Genomic DNA, 16564 nt, shown 5'->3' with positions numbered 1-16564 from the left:
ACCGGCCGTCGAAGGCCGGCCGCGGACGGCGGCGGACCGGGCGATGCCCGGCGTGACCCGCAGGTTCGCGTCGCGTCGACGCGCGCGCCCGGACGCGCGCCCCCGCGCCTCCGCACGCCCCCGCAGGAGGGATGGCCGAGGGCCGGAACCGCCCCGACGATGAACTGCCGCCACCGCCGTCCACCACGCGCGACGACCGCACGGCGACACCACCCACCACCACGGTCATCACTGTCATCACGGGGGAACGATGGGACGACGCTGGCTGGTCACGGGATGCTCCTCCGGCCTCGGGCACGCGCTGGCCACCGCCGCCGCCCGGGCCGGGGACGAACTCGCGGTCACCGCACGCAAGACCGCCGACCTGGAGGAACTGGCCTCCGCCTGGCCCGGACGCATCATCCCGGTCCCGCTCGAACTGCGCGACGCCGCCTCATGCGAGGAGGCCGTCCGCACCGCGACCGACCGCCTCGGCGGCATCGACATCCTCGTCAACAACGCCGCCGTCGGCCTGTTCGGCGCGGTCGAGGAGGTTTCGGACGCCGAGCTGCGCGACCAGCTGGAGACCCTGCTCGTGGGTCCCTGGCGGCTCACCCGCCTCGTCCTGCCGCTGATGCGGGCCCAGGGACACGGCCACATCGTCAACGTCTCCTCGATCGTCGGCAGGATGGCCTTCCCGGGCCTCGCCGCCTACGTCGCCGGGAAGCACGCCCTCGAAGGCATGAGCCAGGCCCTGGCGGTGGAGGCCGCTCCGCACGACATCCGTGTCACCGTGCTCGAACCGGGCATGTTCGCCACCCGCTACGGCACCTCCATGGCCGAGGCGCGCCACCGGGTCCCCGCCTACGACGGGACCAACCGGGAGATGCTCGAAGGCACCCGCGGCCTCGCCGACAACCCCGGGACCGGCCGCCCCGAGGACTTCGCGGCGCGCGTCCTCGACATCGTCGCGGCCGCCGCCCCCACGCCCCTGCGGATCCCGGTCGGCGACGACGCGTACGGGTACCTGGACCTGGACGAGCAGGCGTCCCGCGCCGAATACGCCGCCGCGCGCGCCCTCGTACAGGGGCCGCCCCGGCCCGCCGGAGCCTGACGCGGCGACCGGCCCCGTACGCCCGTACCCCATCCGGCTCAGGACTGGTCGAGGCCCGCCTCCGTCAGCCGGCGGCGTACCTCCTCCGCCTCCCGCGGCCGGTGCAGCAGGTCCAGTACGCGCGCCCACTGCTCCAGCGCCAGCCGCAGGGACGCGGCGTGCACCTCGGGCCGTGCCACGGCCAGCGGGGTGAAGAGCTCGGCCGCCTCCCGCGCGGCCGTGAGGCCCCCGGGGAGGTCTTGGCGCCGCTCCACGCGCAGCATCGCGAGCAGTACGAGGGACCGGGCCAGGACGCCGGAGTGCCTGGCGGGGTCGTCCGCGGCCGCGCGCCGAATGTGCTCCACCGCGGACTCCGCCGCCGAGAGTGCCTCCTCCGCCCGGTCAGCCACCACCAGCGCGCCCGTGAGGTCGGCCAGCGCCCAGCCGACGCCGGAGCTGCCGGCCAGCTCGAACGCGGTGGCGGCCCGCGCGTAGCCGGCGGCGGCCTCGTCCGGCAGGTCCAGAGCCTCCAGGGCGGCGCCCAGCCGCAGCAGGGCCGCGCCTTCGAGCTCGTGATCACCCAGCCCGCGGTGGAGATCGGCGGCGCGGGCCAAGGCCTCGACGGCCCCGTCGTGTTTGCCGAGGTCCAGCAGCGCCTCCCCGAGGCTGTTGGCGGTCCTCGCCTCGTACGGTCCGGAGCCGACCTCCCGGAACAGGCCGGCGGCCCGCGCGTAGGCGGCGACGGACTCCTCGGTCCGGCCCGTCTGGTGGAGGGCGTCCCCGAGGTTGGTCAGGACCGAGGCCTCGTTGTACGCGTCGCCGAGTTCGCGGAAGACTCCGGCTGCCCGGGTGTGGGGGGCGACCGCCTTCTCCGTACGGCCCGACAACTGCCAGGCGGTGCCGAGGTTCGCCAGCGCCGCGGCCTCGCGCGCCGGATCGTCGAGGCGCGCGTGGATCCCGGCGGCCCGGCTGTGGGCCTCGATGGCCTCCTCGTACCTGCCCATGAACTGCAGGGCGGCGCCGAGCCCGGTGAGGGCCGACCCCACTTCCTGCTGGTCGTCGATCCGGTGGAAGAGCTCGGCGGCACGGCTGTGGGCGCTGACGGCCTCCTCGTACCGGCCCGCCTGCCGTAGCGCCGCGCCGAGGTTGCCGGCGATCGAGGCCGCCAGGTGCGGATCGTCACGGAGGAGGTCGAGGACCCCGGTGGCCCGGCGGTAGGCGGCGATGGCCTCGTCGGCCCGTCCCGCCTCCTGCAGGGCGATGCCGAGGCGGTTCAGCGCCAGTGCCTCAAGGCCCCGGTCGCCCAGCTGCCGGAAGATCCCGGCGGCCTCGGTGTGTGCGGCGACGGCCCCGTCGAACGCGCGCAAGTGCCGCAGGGCGAAACCGAGGTTGACGAGCGCCGTGCCCTCGCCGGAACGGTCTCCGCTCGCGCGGCCGATGTCGCGGGCGATGGTGCTCAGGGTGATCCACTCGTCGAAGCGGCGGCGGTGTTCGAGGTAGCGGGCGAGGGAGAAGGTGAGGGAGAAGGCGACGGCCGGGAGGTCGAGCTGCGGCGCCGCGGTGGCGGCGGCCACCAGGTTCGCCCGTTCCTCGTCGAGCCAACGCAGGGCCTGACGGCGCCCGTCGAAGCGGGGGGAGCGGTTGCCGGGCCTGCTGATCAGATGGGTGTCGGCCTGCGCCGTGGTGGTCACGTAGTGCTCCAGCAGCCGGGTGAGGGCGGCGTCCCGCCCGTCGGCGTCCGCGTGCGCGTCGGACTGCTCCGCCGCGTACAGGCGGATGAGGTCGTGCATCGACCAGCGCTCGTCCGCCCCCGTCAGGAGGTGCGCGCGGGACAGCTCGGCCAGCAGCCGCCGGCTGCCGGGAGTCCCGAGCAGAGCCGCGGCGGCGGTGGTGGAGATGTCCGGCCCCGGAGCGGCGGCCAGCAGCCGGAAGGCGGTCGCCTGGGGCTCCGTCAGATGCCGGTACGAGAGCTCGAAGGAGGCCCGTACCGCCATGGGGCGGCTCTCCGCGTCGGTCTCCTCGATCTCGATGAGGCCCAGCCGGGTCCGGGCGGCGGTCAGTTCCTCGGCCTGGCTCTCCAGGCTCCGGCCGGGTTCCTCGCGCAGCAGGGCGGCGATGATCTCCAGGGCCAGGGGCAGGCAGCCGCACAGCTGCGCGAGCCGCGAAGCCGCCCCGGGCTCCGCGGCGACCCGGTCGTCGCGGATCCCGCCGGCGTTCAGCACCTGTCCGATGAGGTCCACGGCCTCCAGCGGGGTGAGGGGAGGCACGTCCACGCGGTGCGCCTGTAGCAGGGCGAGGGACTGCCGGGAGGTCACCAGCCCGCGGTGCGGGGGCTGCGGAAGCAGCGCGGCGACCTCTCCGGCGCTACGGACGTTGTCCAGCACCACAAGCAGCGGGAGGTCCTCGGCCGCCAGGTGGTCCAGGGTGATGCGCCAGGTGTCCAGCTTGCCCTGGAGCGTCACCGGGATGTCCGCGCTCCGGACGCCCAGCGCACCGAGGAACTGGTCCACGACCTCGCCCGGGGTCCGCTCCTGGTGGGGGCTGTAGCCGTACAGGTTCGCGAAGAGGACCCCGCCGGGGAACCAGCCGCGCTGGCGGGCCTGGTGGGCGGCCCGCAGGGCGAGCGCGGTCTTGCCGACCCCGCCCATGCCCATCACCGCCGAGACCACGACCGTCGCCGGGGCGTCGTCGGGCGCCCCGGCGGGCCGGGGGCCGTGCGCGGCCGGGTCGAGCCGGCCGAGGATGTCGCGCAGTTCCCCGGACCGGCCGGTGAACCCGCTCGTCAGCGGCGGCAGCGTCACGGGCCCGGTGCGGCCGGACGGCTTGGCAGAGGCGGGTGGCACGAACGCCCGCTCCTCGCGGGCCAGCCGCAGCAGCTGGCTCCATTGCGCCTCCGAGGGAGCGGCGTACGTCGTGCCCTTCTTCTTCGCCGCCTCGCCGCCCAGGAAACGCACCAGCACCAGGAAGAGCCGGGTGTTGCCCTTGCCGGGCAGGCTCTTCCCGCCCAGCCAGTCACTGACCGTCGCGTCGGACACCGTCAGCGGGGGCCGCTGCTCGCCGGCGACGGCGACCAGCCGGCTCAGCGTCGGCTTCCCGGCGGCCACGTGCACCGCCCTCAGCTCCGACCACAACCGGTTCGCATGCCGTCCCGGCATCGTCGTCATCGCCGTCTCCCCACCTCGCCGAGCGTGGACTTCCGGTCGGCAGGCCTCCCGGAAAACTCGTATCACCCCTTCCCACCAGGCTAGTTGGAGGCGGCCCCGTCCGGTCCCGTTCGCCGGAAACCCTCCGGAAAGCGCTCCATGGACCCAGCGCCGGCCGCACCAGTGGCCGGTACGGACCCCAAGGAGCCGACGTGCCCCGCACACCCCGCACACCCCGCTCAGTCGACCGGACCGACCGCGAGCACCTGCTCACCCTGCTCGGCCGGATCGCCGCCGGAGCCGTATCCGGCGCGGTACGCTCCCTGACCGCCTGGCTCCTCGAACGCTGAGGCTTCCCCCCTTCCCCGGCGGGGTAGGGGTGCACCACGGCATGGCAGGACACGGCGCGCGGAGGCGGCCGTTGGGGGGCAGGGGGCTCATGGCGTCGAGCGGGGCGGGCTTCGTCGCGGCCGGTGCGGTACTGCTGGGTGTCCCGGCAGGGATGTACCTCGCCGCGCGCACCGTCTGGGAGGGGCGTCCCGGCCCGTGGGCGGCGCTGCTCTTCATCGCCGTCGTGGCGCTCCACGGGGTGGGGTTCTGGTGGGCCGCCAAGAACGCCGGCGCGGGCCCGGCGCTGGTCGTACTGGTCCTGAACCTGTCCTGGATGCTGCTCGTCTACCTCCGGGTCGACATGCGGGACGACCAGACGATGCACGACCGGGGCGTGACCGAACAGGCCGTGGTGACGGGATGGATCCGCACCTCGGACCCGTTCGCCGGGGTCGACGACGAGGTCACGGCCATCGACGTGACGCTCCCGACCGGCGCCGCCGCCCGCCTCCAGCTGAGGGGCGCCCACGCCCCCCAGGTCGGCGAGTCCGTACGGACGACCCGCGATCCGGACGCCCGCCTCCCACCCCGCCTCGGCCCCCGCCCCGAGGCCCCGGGCACCATCGCGGCGACGATCACCCTCGTCTTCGTGATCACCAGCAGCCTGCTCATCTCCACCACCATGGCGTCCGCCACGCGCGATTCCCTGAGCTAGTGCAGGAAACGCTCGACGGCCGCACGGGCACGGGCACGGGGCACGGGCATTCGAGGCCGCAGTGTCCGCCAGGGCCCGGGCCAGGGCACGATCCGCCGCTGGTCCACGTCCGGCTCCCGCCGCCGCTGACGACCGGACCGGGGTCAGTCCGTGCCGGGCGGGGACTGCGCCGGTATGTCGAGGACGGCGAGGAAGGCGGCCGCCGCGGGCGTGCGGTCGGCGCGGCTCCAGACGACGTATTCGACCCGGACGGGTGCGTCGGTGACCTCGATGGTCCGTACGCCGGTGAGCTGGTGCACGTAGGTGGAGGGGAGCAGGGCGATGCCGAGGCCCTGGGACACCAGCCGGGACAGATAGTCCGTGTTGGTCACCTCGAAGGCGACGTCGCGGCTGAAGCCGGCGTCGGCGAAGGCCTGGTCGGACTGGGCCCGCCCGGCGGTCTGGGCCGGCAGGTCCACGAACACCTCGTGGGAGAGCCGGCCGAGGTCGACCGCCGGCTCCCCGGCCAGGGGGTGGTCCGGCGCGACCACGGCGACCAGGCAGTCACGGGCGAGTTCCCGGGCTTCCACCCCCTCGGGGCGGGCCGTGGTCGGAAGATCGAGGAAGGCCACTTCGATGGCCCCCTGTCTGACCTGCTCGACGAGTTCGTCGCTCGCGCCCACGCGCAGGCTGACGCGCACGGACGGGTACTGCTCGTGGAACTCGCGCAGGGCGCCCGGGATGTCGACCGCGGCGACGGATGGTATCAGGCCCACGGCGAGCCTGCCGCGCACCTCGCCGACCGCCGCCGCCACCTCGGCGGCCGCACGCTCCGCCGCGTCCAGGCACTGACGGGCGGAGGGCAGGAACGCCGCACCGGCCGAGGTCAGCCGCACCCGGCGGCTGGTGCGCTCGAACAGCCGCGCGCCCAGTTCCCGTTCCAGGCGCGCTATCTGGTGACTGAGGGCGGACTGGACGACCAGACACCGCTCGGCGGCCCGGGTGAAGCTGTTCGTCTCGGCGACGGCGACCACGTAACGCATCTGCTGGAGCTCCATGGACGCATCTTGTACGGCGATGGATGCGGTGACAAACATGCACCGGACTCATCGATCGCCGAGCGGTGTCGGAAGTTGTCGCCGGCGGGGGTGGCGGTGGGTCAGTTCGGAGCGGCGAGCAGGCTCTCGATGGCGCGGCGCGCCTTGCCCGTCGCACCGGTGTCTCCCGCCTGTAGGGCCGTGTTCGCGGCGCACAGCAGGGCGTCGATCTGGAAGACGGCGAGTTCCACGTCCAGCGCGGCGATCTCACCGGTGTCCAGCGCGTGCCGCAACTCGGTCGCGAGGCACGCGCGCCATTCCTCCTGGTCGCGGAAGAGGGCGTCCCGGACCGGACCGGGGTGGCTGTCGAACTCCGCGAGGTTCGCGACCCGGAAGCACCCGCCGGCGAAGAGCGGGGTCTCGGCGTACACGGTCCAGTGGTCGAGGAGCGCGCGCAGCCGGGCGGCGCCGTGGGGCGCCGTCGCGGCCGGGCGGACGACGGCGTCGACGAACATCCCGCGCGCGAACTCGACGGCCGCGAGCTGGAGGTTCTCCTTCGTCTTGAACAGGGTCTGGATCCCCGCCTTGCTGAGCCCCGTATCGAGCGCGAGCCGGCCGAAGCTCACGCTGCCGAGACCGTCCAGCGAGGCGACGTCGACGGCCTGGCGGAGCACGATCCCGCGCGTACGGGCGCCGCGCAGGAGGCGCTTGTCCGTGATCTCCGGATCCTTCGCACTGTCCATACGGCCGATCGTACAGTGCTTGTCTTTACGTACGGTCGACCGTATTGTTGCCTTTCATGGATGCGAAGACGCGCCTCACCGAGGATTCCGACCCGTTCTGCCTGCCGCCGCTGGACGCCGCGGCCCTGCTCTGCGCCGCCCCGTGGCGCCGGTTCGCCGTGATCGGCGACAGCCTGTCCGCGGGCACCGGGGGCCCCAGCCCCGGCTACCGGCACCGGGGGTGGTCCGACAGGCTCGCGGACGTCCTGCGCGCCGTGCGTCCGGATCTGGAGTACCTCAACACGGCCGAGGACGGAGCGACGACCGCGCGGACCCTCGACAGTCAGATCGAGCGCGCGCTGGGATTCGAACCCGACCTCCTCCACCTGCCGTGCGGCGCCAACGACCTCCTGCGGCGCGAGCCGGACTTCGCCGAGATCGGGCAGCGGCTGCGGCGCATGTACGAGCTGGCATCGGAAAGCGAGGCCCTGCTGACGACGTTCACCCTCGGCAAGGCGTACGTCGTTCCCGTCTTCCCGGACTGGAGCGCGCGGGTGGCCCGGTGCAACGACCTCACCCGGGGATTGGCCGCCGAGTACGGGGCCGTCGTGGTCGACATGTGGGACCACCCCGTCAACGCCCGGGACGGCCTGTTGAGCGAGGACCGCATCCACTTCGCCGCCTCGGGGCAGGCGGTGATGGCCACGGAGATGGTCAAGAGCCTGAGCCACGTCCTCACCCGGACCACGCACGTCTGACCGCGACTGCCCCGCCTGAGGTGCTGGCTCGCCCGGATTCGGAGATCATGGGGATATAGCAGCATCTGAAAGGAGTTCCGCCATGTCGATGCTCGACAAGCTCAAAGGCCTCCTCAAGGGGCACGAGGACCAGGTACACCAGGGGACCGAGAAGGCTGGCGACGCGTTCGACGCGAAGACCGGGAACAAGTACCAGAGCCAGGTGGACACGGCTCAGCAGAAGCTCAATGAGCAGCTCGGCTCCGACAAGCCGAAGGACGAGGGGCCCCCGAGGATCTAGGGCCTCGAAGTTCGTTTCCCGGGGGTGCTCCAGGGTGCTCCATGACGCCCGGTGCCTGAGGTTCCGCCGGCCGGCCGGCGGAACCTCAGGCACCGGGCGTCTGCGGTGAGCCGTTGGTCAGCGGCAGGCACGCGAGCCCCCACGGGATTCAACCGCACCCGGGCATGTGGCATTGGAGTGGCGCGACGGCGGGTCGGTGGCGTGGTTTCCGTGGTGGCCGGGGCGGCTTCCTAGGGTCGGCGCAGGCGCGGCAGCGGGCCCGCCGGTCCAGATCAGGTGGGTAAGTCGTGGAACGCATGACGGCCAGGCCGCGCACGCTCGGTTCCCCGGCCGGCGCCGGCCGCACGACGCGCGGGCGGCGGGCCCGGTGGCAGGCGCTGGCGGCGGGGCTGCTGTTGCTGGCCGCGCTCCCCGTGGGAGCCGCGGGCGCGGCGCAGCCCGGTGACCCCCGGTCACCCGCCGGCCCGCCCCTGTACGTGTCCGACTACGGCAACAACCGGGTGGTCGCGCTGCCCTCCGACGGCGGCGACCAGACGACCGTCCCGTTCGACGGCCTCGTGCGGCCGACCGGCATGGCCTGGGACGCCGCAGGGCGGCTCTACGCCTCCGACACCGGCAACAATCGGGTGGTCGTCCTGCCCCCGGACGGCGGGGAGCAGTCCGTCGTGCCCGCCGTCGGCCTGTCGCGCCCGCTGGGGCTCGCAGTCGGCCGCACGGGGGACCTCTACATCGCCGACAGCTTCAACGACCGCGTGGTGAAGGTCTCCTCGGCCGGCGGGGGCCAGACGACCGTCCCCACCACCGGGCTGCTGCACCCGTGGGGGCTGGCGCTGGAGCCCGACGGGGACCTGTACGTCTCCGACTTCGTCAACGACCGGGTCGTCAAGGTGGCCGCGGACGGGAGCGGCCAGTCCACCGTGCCCACCGTCGGCCTCTCCCAGCCGACCGGGCTGGCGCTGAACGCGGCCGGGGACCTCTACATCGCCGACAGCGGCAACAACCGCGTGGTGAAGGTGCCCGTGGGCGGTGGCGGGCAGAGCACGGTGCCCACCACCGGTCTGAGCGACCCGCTGGGGCTCGCGCTCGACGGCTCCGGCAGCCTCTACGTGGCCGACGGGTTCAACAACCGGGTGGTGCGCGTACGGGAGACGGGCGGCGGGCAGGTCACGCTTCCCTTCACCGGGCTGAACACGCCGACGGGCCTGGCGTTCCCGCCGGCCAGCGCACGGCCGGGGGAGGCCGGGGACCGAGGCTGACCGAGCCCCGGCGTACCGTCGGCCGGGTCGGCACCGACGCCGAAGGGCCGCGCCGCTCACCGGGTGACGGGGAGGAGCCCCCTCGGGCAATACGCGCGTTCATGTCAGGAGGTCCGCCTCGGATGACGCCCGGGGCGCGGTGAGGCGCACCCTGGTGGGCCCGCCGGCGCCGCCGCTCGGCCGGGCGCCCCGGCCGAGGCGCAGGGCCACGCGCCGTCCCGACGGCCGGGGTCAGGGCAGGTAGTCGGCGACCAGCTCGGCGAAGGCCTCCGGCGTGAGGACCTCGACACCGAGGTCGGCGGCCTTGACCGCCTTCGAACTCGGCTTGCCGCTCGCGGACGGCGCGGCGACGAGGACGGACGTCCGGGCACTGACGCCGCTGCCCGCGCGCCCGCCCGCCTTCTCGATCAGGGCGTTCATCTCGGTCCGGCCGAAGCCCTCCAGAGGCCCGGCCATCTTGCCGGTGACCACGACGACCTTGCCGTCCAGCGGGCCCCCGGCGGACGCCGTCGCGGAAGTCTCGGGCTCGTGCAGGGTGACGCCCGCCGCGATCAGCTTGTCGATGACCGGGGCCAGGGCGGCGACCTGCTCGACGATGACCCGGGCCTTCTCCGGGCCGATGCCCTCCACGTCCTGCATCTCTGCCGCGTCGGCCCGGCGGATCGCCTCCATCGTGGCGAAGTGCCGAGCGATACGACGGGACATGCTGCGGCCGGTGCCGAGCACCCCCAGGGCGCAGAAGACGCGGCTCAGCGGGCGGGCCTTGGCGGCCTCTATCTGCTCGGCGAGCTTGACGGCCCGCCTGGAGCTGCCGGACGCCACGGTGAGCTGGTCCAGGGTGAGGCTGAAGAGGTCGGCGACGTCGGTGACGTCCCCTGAATCGACCAGGGCCGCCACGTACGTCTTCCCGAGGCCGTCTATGTCGAGCATCTCGCGCCCGACGGCGTACTCGATCAGCGCCGGGAGCGCGCACGAGGTGCCCTTCGCGCACCGCCACCGCTCCTGGGCGGTGTTGATCTCGCCACCACAGCGGGGGCACGCCTCGGGCAGCGGCACCGGTGTCGCCCCGGCCGGACGGAGCCGGGCCACGGCCGCCTGGACGCGCGGGATGATGTCACCGGCCTTGTACACCGTCACCGTGTCGCCGATGTGGAGGTCGCGGCGGCGGATGTCGGCGGGGTTGTGCAGGGTGGCCCGGGTGACGGTGGAGCCGTCGATCTCGACCGGGGCGAGCACCGCGGTCGGGGCCAGGACGCCGGTGCGGCCTACCTCCCACACCGTCCTCCAGGACCGTCTGCCGCTCGACGGCGGGCAGCTTGACCGCGATGGCCCAGTACGGGAACCGGGTACCGGACCCGATGGCCTCCTGCTCGGCCGTGTCGTTCAGCTTGATGACCACGCCGTCGATGCCGACGGGCAGTTCCGCGCGCATCGCGGCGATCGCGTCGACCCTCTGCTGCGCCCCGGCGAGGTCGTCGACGATGTGGAGTCCGGCGCCGGCGGCCGCGGTCGTCCGCACCCCGGCCGCGGCCACGGCGGCCAGGGCGTCGGTGTGCGTGGCCCCGGCGGGCAGGAACGGGACGCCCTCCAGCTCGACCGCGCCGTAGGCCCAGAACGTCATCCGGAGCCGGTACGGCCGGTCCTTCGCCCGCAGCGTGCCCGCCGTGCCGTTGCGGGGGTTGGCGAAGACCGGTGCGCCGTGGGCGACCCGGACCGTGTTCGCCGCCTCGAACTGCTCCTGGGTGAACGCCACCTCACCGCGCACCTCGACGGTGACCTCCCCGGCCAACTGCTCGGGGAGGCCGTCGATCTGGCCGATGACGTGACTGATGTCCTCGCCCTGGCTGCCGTCGCCGCGGGTGACGATCCGCACGAGGCGGCCGCCGCGGTAGCGGGCGGCCACCGCCGCGCCGTCGATCTTGGGCTCGACGGTGAACCCGCCGGCCGGGGCGCGCCCCAGCCGGCGCTCGACGGAGGCGCCCCAGGCCACCAGGCCCTCGGCGTCGAAGACGTTGTCCAAGCTCAACAGACGGGTGGTGTGCGCGACATCGCCGGCCGGCGCCGCCCCGTCGGCGACCAGGGTGGTGGGGGAGCCGGGCGCGACCTCGGAGGGGTTCTCCGTCTCCCAGGCCAGGAGGGCCAGCCGGAGCCGGTCGTACGCGGCGTCGTCCATGGCGCTGTCACCGTCGCCGTAGTACGCCTGCGAGGCCTCGCGCAGGCGCCGGAGCGCGGCCTCGTACTCGCTGCGGCCGGACAGGGCGGCGGGGCCGGACGTGCTGGACAGCGCCTGGGCGGCGGTAAGTGTCGTCATGAGAGCGATCCTCTCGTGGGGCACTGACAATGGCCGCCGGGCTCGTCGCGCCCGCCGCTCAACCCCTCGGTCCGGCGGGCCGGTCAGTGTTCCGCGGTCGCCCCGATGCCGGCGATCAGCGTGTCCAGGCCGCGCTTGATGCGGGCCACGTCCCAGCCGCGTTCGGTGCGCTGGAAGTCGAACAGGCCCGGGGTGTAGGGCATGAGGAGCAGATCCGCCAGATAGGCGGCGTCCACGGCGGGGGCCAGCTCCGCGACCATGCCGACGATCTGTTCGTGGTGGTGGCGGAACGGTGCGCTGCGGTAGCGCCCCGCCGGTGCGCTCGCCTCTGCCAGGAGCAGCAGTTCCCGGTTGTCCTCGACGAGGTCGGCCATGCCGTGCAGGAAGGCGCGCAGCCGGTCGTGCGCCGAGGGCGCCGTGTCCGTCGCGCAGTACCGCGCGAACGACGCCTGGAAGCGGGCCTCGTTGTCCTCGATCAGCGCGTAGACCAGCCCCGGCCGGTGCTGGAAGCGCCGGTAGACCGTCCCGACCCCGACTCCGGCCTCCTTGGCGACCGCGTCCAGCGACAGTTCGGCGAAGCCGTCCGCCGCGAGCAGACGCCGAGCGGCGTCGAGGATGCGGAGGCGATTGCGGGCGGCGTCGGCGCGCTCGGTGGGGGCGGTCATGCGGAGCAGCGTAGCGGAGAATTCTCCGGTTTCTCTTGAAAACCGGAGAGTTCTCCGCTTAGGCTGGCGGCCGGTCAACCGGAGATACCTCCGGTTGGTCGGGGCGCAGCCCCGATACACCTCGACCGCAAGGGGATTCACGCCATGAGCGCCACCTCCGTCACCTCCGCCGTCCCCCTCCTCAACGGTCAGTCCATCGGCATCGCGTACCACGCGATCGCCGCGGTGCGGGATCGTCTCCTCGCCGCCTCCGGCCTGACCTTCCACCAGTCCGTGGCGCTCAAGGCCGTGGCCGACGGGCTCGACCGCGCCGGCGCCGTCGACCGCGTGACCGCCACGCTCAAGATCGACGGGCCGCGCGCGCACACCCTGCTCGACGAACTCGCCGACGCCGGGCTGCTCGACGGCGCCGGCTCGGCCCTCACCGACGAGGGCGCCAGGATCCAGCGCGGGTTCACGGACGCCGTGTCCGGCCTGACCGAGCGGCTGTACGGCGGTCTTCCGGCGGCCGAGCGGGAGATCGCCGCCCGCGCGCTCGCCCATGTCGCCGCCAGGGCGAACGCCGAACTCGGCGCCCCGTAACGGCGCTCCCGGGCGCGGCGCCACCCGTTCGGCCGCCCGTGGCGTCCGCGGGGGCGTGTCGTGCCCGGCGGTTGGAAGGCCCCGGGTGGGGAAGGCGAGAGGATCGAACGGCCCGGCCCGCCCACGGAAGCCTTGGAGACGACATGCCCCTGTCCGAAGCCGAGCGTCAGTCCTTCCTCGCCGAGCCCCACATCGGGGCGCTCGCCGTCACCCGGCCCGAGCCCGGGCGGGCGCCCCTGGCCGTCCCGATCTGGTACGGGTACGAACCGGGCGGTGAACTGTGGATCACCACCGGCCGCGAATCCGCCAAGGCGCTGGCCCTGGCCCACGCGGGCCGGTTCTCCCTGCTCGTCGAGCGGGTCGAGCCGACCGTGCGCTACGTGTCCGTCGAGGGCACGGTGGTGTCGACCGAGCCGACCACCGAGAAGGAGTCGCGGGAAATGGCCGCCCGCTACCTCCGGCCCGAAGCGGTGCAACCCTTCCTGGAGTTCGCGGCCCGGGAACACGGCGCCCAGCTGACGATCCGGATGCGCCCCGAACACTGGCTGTCGGCGGACCTCGGCGGTCTCTGAGCCGGCGCCCGCTCCACCCCGGTCGCGGTGCGCTGTCAGTGCCGGCTGCCATGCTCACTGACATGTCTGATGCCACCGCTGCCATCACCGCGTACTGGGACGCCGCCGCCGCCTCGTTCGACGACGAACCGGACCACGGACTGCGTCAGGAGCACACCCGCGCCGCGTGGGCCCGGCTCCTGAGATCGTGGCTCCCCGTCACGCCGGCCGACGTGCTCGACGTCGGCTGCGGCACCGGTTCGCTGTCCCTGCTGCTGGCCGAAGCCGGGCACCGGGTCACCGGCGTGGACCTCGCGCCCCACATGGTGGAGCGGGCGGAGGCCAAGCTCGCCGCCGCGGGACGGGCAGGACGCTTCCTCGTCGGCGACGCCGCCGCCCCACCGACCGGGCAGGGGCGGTACGACGCCGTCCTCTCCCGGCACCTGCTGTGGACACTGCCCGACCCCCACGCCGCGCTCCGGGAGTGGGTCGCGCGCCTCAACCCGGGAGGCAGGCTGGTCCTGGTCGAGGGGCGGTGGCGCGAAACGGGAGGGGCCGGCGTGCCGTACGTCGCCGGAGCCGAGTCACTTCCCTGGCAGGGCGGTGTCACCGCCGTGGATCTGGCCGCCGCCGTCGGGCCGCTCGTCTCCACCCTGCACGTCGAACCGCTCAGCGGTGACGCCGAGCTGTGGGGCGGACCCGTCACCGACGAGAGGTACGCGCTGATCGCCCGTACCTGACCCGGCGGGACAATCGAGGTGCACCGGGGATCGGCCTGGTGGACACTGCGCGCATGAGTCCGGAAGCCTCCCCAACACCGCAAGAACGAGCCATCCGTCATGTCCGCGAGCTGTCGTCGGGTCCTCCGGTGGATCCGGTGCTGCGGGTGACCCTCAACTTCCATCCGGACCGCGAGGCCCACGGCCGGCCGGTCCTGGAGGCACTGGCCGACGACGGCGTCTACCGCTCGCAGTTCGTCACCGGAACGAGCAACGGCGGCCTGACCGCGTATCCCGGCGGAGACCGGTGGCGCTGGGAGAGCCGGATCTTCAACGCGGCGTACGACGACGCGCCCGCTCATGAACGGCCGGCCTACGGAGCGCTGAACTTCCGCCGCAAGCCGGTCGGCGCGGCCCCGCGGTTCGGCTCCGCGCACTTCCGGCTGACCGCCCGGACGCTGACGCGGACCACCTTCTGCTACCCGGACAGCTTCCTGGAACCCTCACCGGGGAACCGCCGTCGAGGTGGCGGCACGGCGGCTGACCTGCCCCGTGGAATGGCACCCCGGCTTCCGGCTCACCGTCGGGGAACTCCGCCGCCACCCCGACTACCGCGGCCGGGAGTACGTCGAGCTGGGCGCCCGGATCGCCGTCGACGGCGTGCTGGATCCCCGCATCGTCGCAGACGCCGCCCGGACCGGCGACCACGACCCGCAGGCGGTCAAGAAGGTGTGGCACTGTCTGGCGCGGTTCGGGGCGCCCCCGCGACCCGAACCGGACGGATCCGCGAGCCCGGCCACGGTGGTGGCGGCCGTGGTCGACGAACGCCGCTGAGCAGCTCCCCGGTGGCCTGGCCATCGTGGGGGAGCTGCTCAGCGGGAGGACCGCCCCGGGGCGGGGCGGCGTCGCTCAGTTGGTGCAGGTGGTGCCGGGGGCGGGCAGTGCGCGGGTGGTCAGGTAGCGGTTCGTGGCCTCCCTGGCGCACTGCGAGACCAGGAACATGCTGTAGTCGTCGCCTTCCCGGGCGAGGACGACACTGCCGGGCAGCTGGGCGGCCATGGCCGGGCCCGCCTGGTACGGGGCGAGGGCCTGGTGGGTGGACTGCAGGATCAGGGCGGGCGGAGCGCCGTTCACCCGGGCGCCGGCCTTGACGGGCACGGCGGGCTGGGGCCAGCCGAGACAGCCGGCGAGCGCCTTGTAGGACCGCACGGCGCCGCCCAAGTGCGGGGACACGCGGGAGAGTTCCTTCCGCAGGTCGGTGAGCTGGGCCAGGGTACGCACCGGGCGGGCGTTGTCCAGGCACGCGGGCACCTGGACCTGCACGGGGTCGAGGGTGTTGTCCGGGTCGCGGGTGAAGTCGACCGCGTCGCCCTTCTGGGCCGCGACGATGGCCTTCGCCAGCTCGGGCCAGAACTGACCCGACATGGTCAGGTAGTCCTGCGTGGCCTCGCGGATGTCCTCACCGGTCAGCGGCTGGTGGGCCGTGCCCCCGGTGGGGATCGGCTCGCGGTCGGCCCGGGCGACGAGGGCGTCGTACTCGGCCGCCGCGTCCTTGCCGTGCAGGGCGCAGTCCTCCGACGCGGCACACCAGGCGGTGAAACGGTTGAAGGCCGTCTCGGCGGTGGCGGCCTCCTCGACGGTCCGCCGCAGCGGGGAGCCGGTGTCGTCCAGGGCGGTGTCGAGGACCATGGTGCGCAGCTTGCCCGGGTAGAGGTCGGCGTACGTGCGCCCCAACAGGGTGCTGTAGTGGATTCCGTACCAGTTCAGCTGCCGTTCGCCCAGCCCGGTCCGGACCGCCTCGAAGTCCCGCGCGGTGCTGGTCAGGTCGACGTGGGCGGCGAGGGGGCCGTTGCGGCGCAGGCAGTCCTCGGCGAACGCCCGGTTGTGGGAGACGAGTGCGTCGAAGGCGGCCTTGTCCTGCGGGAAGTGGCTGACCCCGGCAGGCCCCAGCTCCTCCCCGCACACGATCGGCGTACTGTGCCCCACTCCGCGCGGGTCCACGGCGACGACGTCGAACTTCCCGGTCATGTCGCCGGCGAACTGCGGCAGGTGGCTGCGCATGGCCAGCCGCAGCTGCTCGATCGAGGAACCGCCCGCGCCGTCGCCCAGCAGCAGGGTGCCCTGGCGGTGTGCCTGGTCATCGGCCGGCCGGCGGACCAGGGCGAGGGCGAGGCTGCCGGAACCCGGACGGGACCAGTCGATGGGTACCCGCAGCGATCCGCACTGCATGTCCTTGAAGTCGGCGTCGGCACAGGCGTGCCAGTCGATGCCGTTCGCGGAAGCCGGGCGGTATCCCGGCTCGGTCTGGGCGAGCGCCGGTGCGGCGAGGGTGGTCGCGAGCACACCGAGGGCGGCGGCGGCCCAGCCGGCGCGTGTGCGGAATCTTGTCATGGCGGTGTTCCTTGATCGTGTACGCGCCGGGGCGGCGCTGGTGGTGGGGGGTG

At 73.7% G+C, this 16564-nt stretch carries 16 protein-coding genes and 1 pseudogene; 10 read left to right on the top strand and 7 right to left on the bottom strand.

What is annotated here, in order from left to right; all coding sequences use genetic code 11:
* Positions 1-250: 250 nt before the first annotated feature.
* Complete coding sequence (locus tag EES41_RS02685) at positions 251-1093, top strand: SDR family oxidoreductase (protein ID WP_123075319.1); 843 nt, start codon at positions 251-253, stop codon at positions 1091-1093.
* A 38-nt stretch (positions 1094-1131) separates the two neighbouring features.
* On the opposite strand, the gene EES41_RS02680 is transcribed toward EES41_RS02685, so the two are convergent.
* Positions 1132-4236: a tetratricopeptide repeat protein gene (locus EES41_RS02680; RefSeq protein WP_164495724.1), complete on the bottom strand. Its 3105-nt coding sequence runs from the start codon at positions 4234-4236 to the stop codon at positions 1132-1134.
* A 191-nt stretch (positions 4237-4427) separates the two neighbouring features.
* Here EES41_RS02680 and EES41_RS41260 point away from each other — a divergent pair, with 191 nt between their 5' ends.
* The gene (locus EES41_RS41260) at positions 4428-4565 is read left to right on the top strand and encodes a hypothetical protein (protein ID WP_164495723.1); all 138 of its coding nucleotides are present in this window, start codon (positions 4428-4430) and stop codon (positions 4563-4565) included.
* Positions 4566-4654: 89 nt separating this feature from the next.
* Entirely contained in the window at positions 4655-5260 is a 606-nt protein-coding gene (locus tag EES41_RS02675; RefSeq protein WP_123075315.1) for a hypothetical protein, read from the top strand.
* Between the two features lie 143 nt (positions 5261-5403).
* On the opposite strand, the gene EES41_RS02670 is transcribed toward EES41_RS02675, so the two are convergent.
* Both EES41_RS02670 and EES41_RS02665 read right to left on the bottom strand, forming a co-directional pair.
* Positions 5404-6297 (bottom strand): LysR family transcriptional regulator, encoded by an 894-nt coding sequence (locus tag EES41_RS02670; protein ID WP_214353271.1) that lies wholly within the window; start codon positions 6295-6297, stop codon positions 5404-5406.
* A gap of 101 nt (positions 6298-6398) precedes the next feature.
* Positions 6399-7019, bottom strand: a complete 621-nt coding sequence (locus EES41_RS02665) for a TetR/AcrR family transcriptional regulator (RefSeq protein WP_123075311.1) — start codon at positions 7017-7019, stop codon at positions 6399-6401.
* Positions 7020-7075: 56 nt separating this feature from the next.
* On the opposite strand from EES41_RS02665, the gene EES41_RS02660 reads away from it, so the two are divergent.
* The 3 genes from EES41_RS02660 to EES41_RS02650 all read left to right on the top strand — a co-directional run bounded on the left by EES41_RS02660 (position 7076) and on the right by EES41_RS02650 (position 9292).
* On the top strand, positions 7076-7756 hold the full coding sequence (locus EES41_RS02660) for an SGNH/GDSL hydrolase family protein (RefSeq protein WP_123075309.1): 681 nt from the start codon (positions 7076-7078) through the stop codon (positions 7754-7756).
* 82 nt (positions 7757-7838) lie between these two features.
* The gene (locus EES41_RS02655; protein WP_123075307.1) at positions 7839-8036 is read left to right on the top strand and encodes an antitoxin; all 198 of its coding nucleotides are present in this window, start codon (positions 7839-7841) and stop codon (positions 8034-8036) included.
* 296 nt (positions 8037-8332) lie between these two features.
* Positions 8333-9292, top strand: a complete 960-nt coding sequence (locus tag EES41_RS02650) for an SMP-30/gluconolactonase/LRE family protein (RefSeq protein ID WP_367995807.1) — start codon at positions 8333-8335, stop codon at positions 9290-9292.
* 231 nt (positions 9293-9523) lie between these two features.
* On the opposite strand, the gene EES41_RS44115 is transcribed toward EES41_RS02650, so the two are convergent.
* From EES41_RS44115 to EES41_RS02640, 3 genes are all read right to left on the bottom strand, one after another.
* Positions 9524-10510: a helix-hairpin-helix domain-containing protein gene (locus EES41_RS44115; RefSeq protein WP_367995806.1), complete on the bottom strand. Its 987-nt coding sequence runs from the start codon at positions 10508-10510 to the stop codon at positions 9524-9526.
* Complete coding sequence (locus EES41_RS44110; protein WP_367995761.1) at positions 10407-11603, bottom strand: hypothetical protein; 1197 nt, start codon at positions 11601-11603, stop codon at positions 10407-10409. Before EES41_RS44110 ends, EES41_RS44115 begins: the two co-directional genes overlap by 104 nt.
* Before the next feature lie 83 nt (positions 11604-11686).
* A complete protein-coding gene (locus EES41_RS02640) occupies positions 11687-12268 on the bottom strand; it encodes a TetR/AcrR family transcriptional regulator (RefSeq protein ID WP_123075303.1) in 582 nt (193 codons plus the stop codon).
* Positions 12269-12412: 144 nt separating this feature from the next.
* On the opposite strand from EES41_RS02640, the gene EES41_RS02635 reads away from it, so the two are divergent.
* The 4 genes and pseudogenes from EES41_RS02635 to EES41_RS02620 all read left to right on the top strand — a co-directional run bounded on the left by EES41_RS02635 (position 12413) and on the right by EES41_RS02620 (position 14954).
* Entirely contained in the window at positions 12413-12850 is a 438-nt protein-coding gene (locus EES41_RS02635) for a hypothetical protein (protein ID WP_123075301.1), read from the top strand.
* Positions 12851-12993: 143 nt separating this feature from the next.
* The gene (locus EES41_RS02630) at positions 12994-13422 is read left to right on the top strand and encodes a pyridoxamine 5'-phosphate oxidase family protein (RefSeq protein ID WP_123075299.1); all 429 of its coding nucleotides are present in this window, start codon (positions 12994-12996) and stop codon (positions 13420-13422) included.
* Positions 13423-13484: 62 nt separating this feature from the next.
* Positions 13485-14141 (top strand): class I SAM-dependent methyltransferase, encoded by a 657-nt coding sequence (locus EES41_RS02625; RefSeq protein ID WP_123075297.1) that lies wholly within the window; start codon positions 13485-13487, stop codon positions 14139-14141.
* 53 nt (positions 14142-14194) lie between these two features.
* Positions 14195-14954 (top strand): annotated as a pseudogene (locus tag EES41_RS02620) (DUF3626 domain-containing protein).
* Positions 14955-15029: 75 nt separating this feature from the next.
* Here the strand turns inward: EES41_RS02620 and EES41_RS02615 are convergent.
* Positions 15030-16511, bottom strand: coding sequence for an alpha/beta fold hydrolase (locus EES41_RS02615; protein ID WP_123075295.1), 1482 nt, complete (start codon positions 16509-16511; stop codon positions 15030-15032).
* Positions 16512-16564: the final 53 nt, after the last annotated feature.

Source organism: Streptomyces sp. ADI95-16 (genome assembly GCF_003721495.1).
GTDB classification, from domain to species: domain Bacteria; phylum Actinomycetota; class Actinomycetes; order Streptomycetales; family Streptomycetaceae; genus Streptomyces; species Streptomyces goshikiensis.
Note: the sequence above shows the minus strand (reverse complement) of the source record. Positions and strands in the feature narration are given on the sequence as shown.

What these genes read in the sequence shown, in the direction of transcription:
- EES41_RS02685 (WP_123075319.1), top strand. Translation starts at nt 251, where the DNA reads ATGGGACGACGCTGGCTGGTCACGGGATGCTCCTCCGGCCTCGGGCAC.
- EES41_RS02680 (WP_164495724.1), bottom strand. Translation starts at nt 4,236, where the DNA reads ATGACGACGATGCCGGGACGGCATGCGAACCGGTTGTGGTCGGAGCTG.
- EES41_RS02675 (WP_123075315.1), top strand. Translation starts at nt 4,655, where the DNA reads ATGGCGTCGAGCGGGGCGGGCTTCGTCGCGGCCGGTGCGGTACTGCTG.
- EES41_RS02670 (WP_214353271.1), bottom strand. Translation starts at nt 6,297, where the DNA reads ATGGAGCTCCAGCAGATGCGTTACGTGGTCGCCGTCGCCGAGACGAAC.
- EES41_RS02665 (WP_123075311.1), bottom strand. Translation starts at nt 7,019, where the DNA reads ATGGACAGTGCGAAGGATCCGGAGATCACGGACAAGCGCCTCCTGCGC.
- EES41_RS02660 (WP_123075309.1), top strand. Translation starts at nt 7,076, where the DNA reads ATGGATGCGAAGACGCGCCTCACCGAGGATTCCGACCCGTTCTGCCTG.
- EES41_RS02655 (WP_123075307.1), top strand. Translation starts at nt 7,839, where the DNA reads ATGTCGATGCTCGACAAGCTCAAAGGCCTCCTCAAGGGGCACGAGGAC.
- EES41_RS02650 (WP_367995807.1), top strand. Translation starts at nt 8,333, where the DNA reads ATGACGGCCAGGCCGCGCACGCTCGGTTCCCCGGCCGGCGCCGGCCGC.
- EES41_RS44110 (WP_367995761.1), bottom strand. Translation starts at nt 11,603, where the DNA reads ATGACGACACTTACCGCCGCCCAGGCGCTGTCCAGCACGTCCGGCCCC.
- EES41_RS02640 (WP_123075303.1), bottom strand. Translation starts at nt 12,268, where the DNA reads ATGACCGCCCCCACCGAGCGCGCCGACGCCGCCCGCAATCGCCTCCGC.
- EES41_RS02635 (WP_123075301.1), top strand. Translation starts at nt 12,413, where the DNA reads ATGAGCGCCACCTCCGTCACCTCCGCCGTCCCCCTCCTCAACGGTCAG.
- EES41_RS02630 (WP_123075299.1), top strand. Translation starts at nt 12,994, where the DNA reads ATGCCCCTGTCCGAAGCCGAGCGTCAGTCCTTCCTCGCCGAGCCCCAC.
- EES41_RS02625 (WP_123075297.1), top strand. Translation starts at nt 13,485, where the DNA reads ATGTCTGATGCCACCGCTGCCATCACCGCGTACTGGGACGCCGCCGCC.
- EES41_RS02615 (WP_123075295.1), bottom strand. Translation starts at nt 16,511, where the DNA reads ATGACAAGATTCCGCACACGCGCCGGCTGGGCCGCCGCCGCCCTCGGT.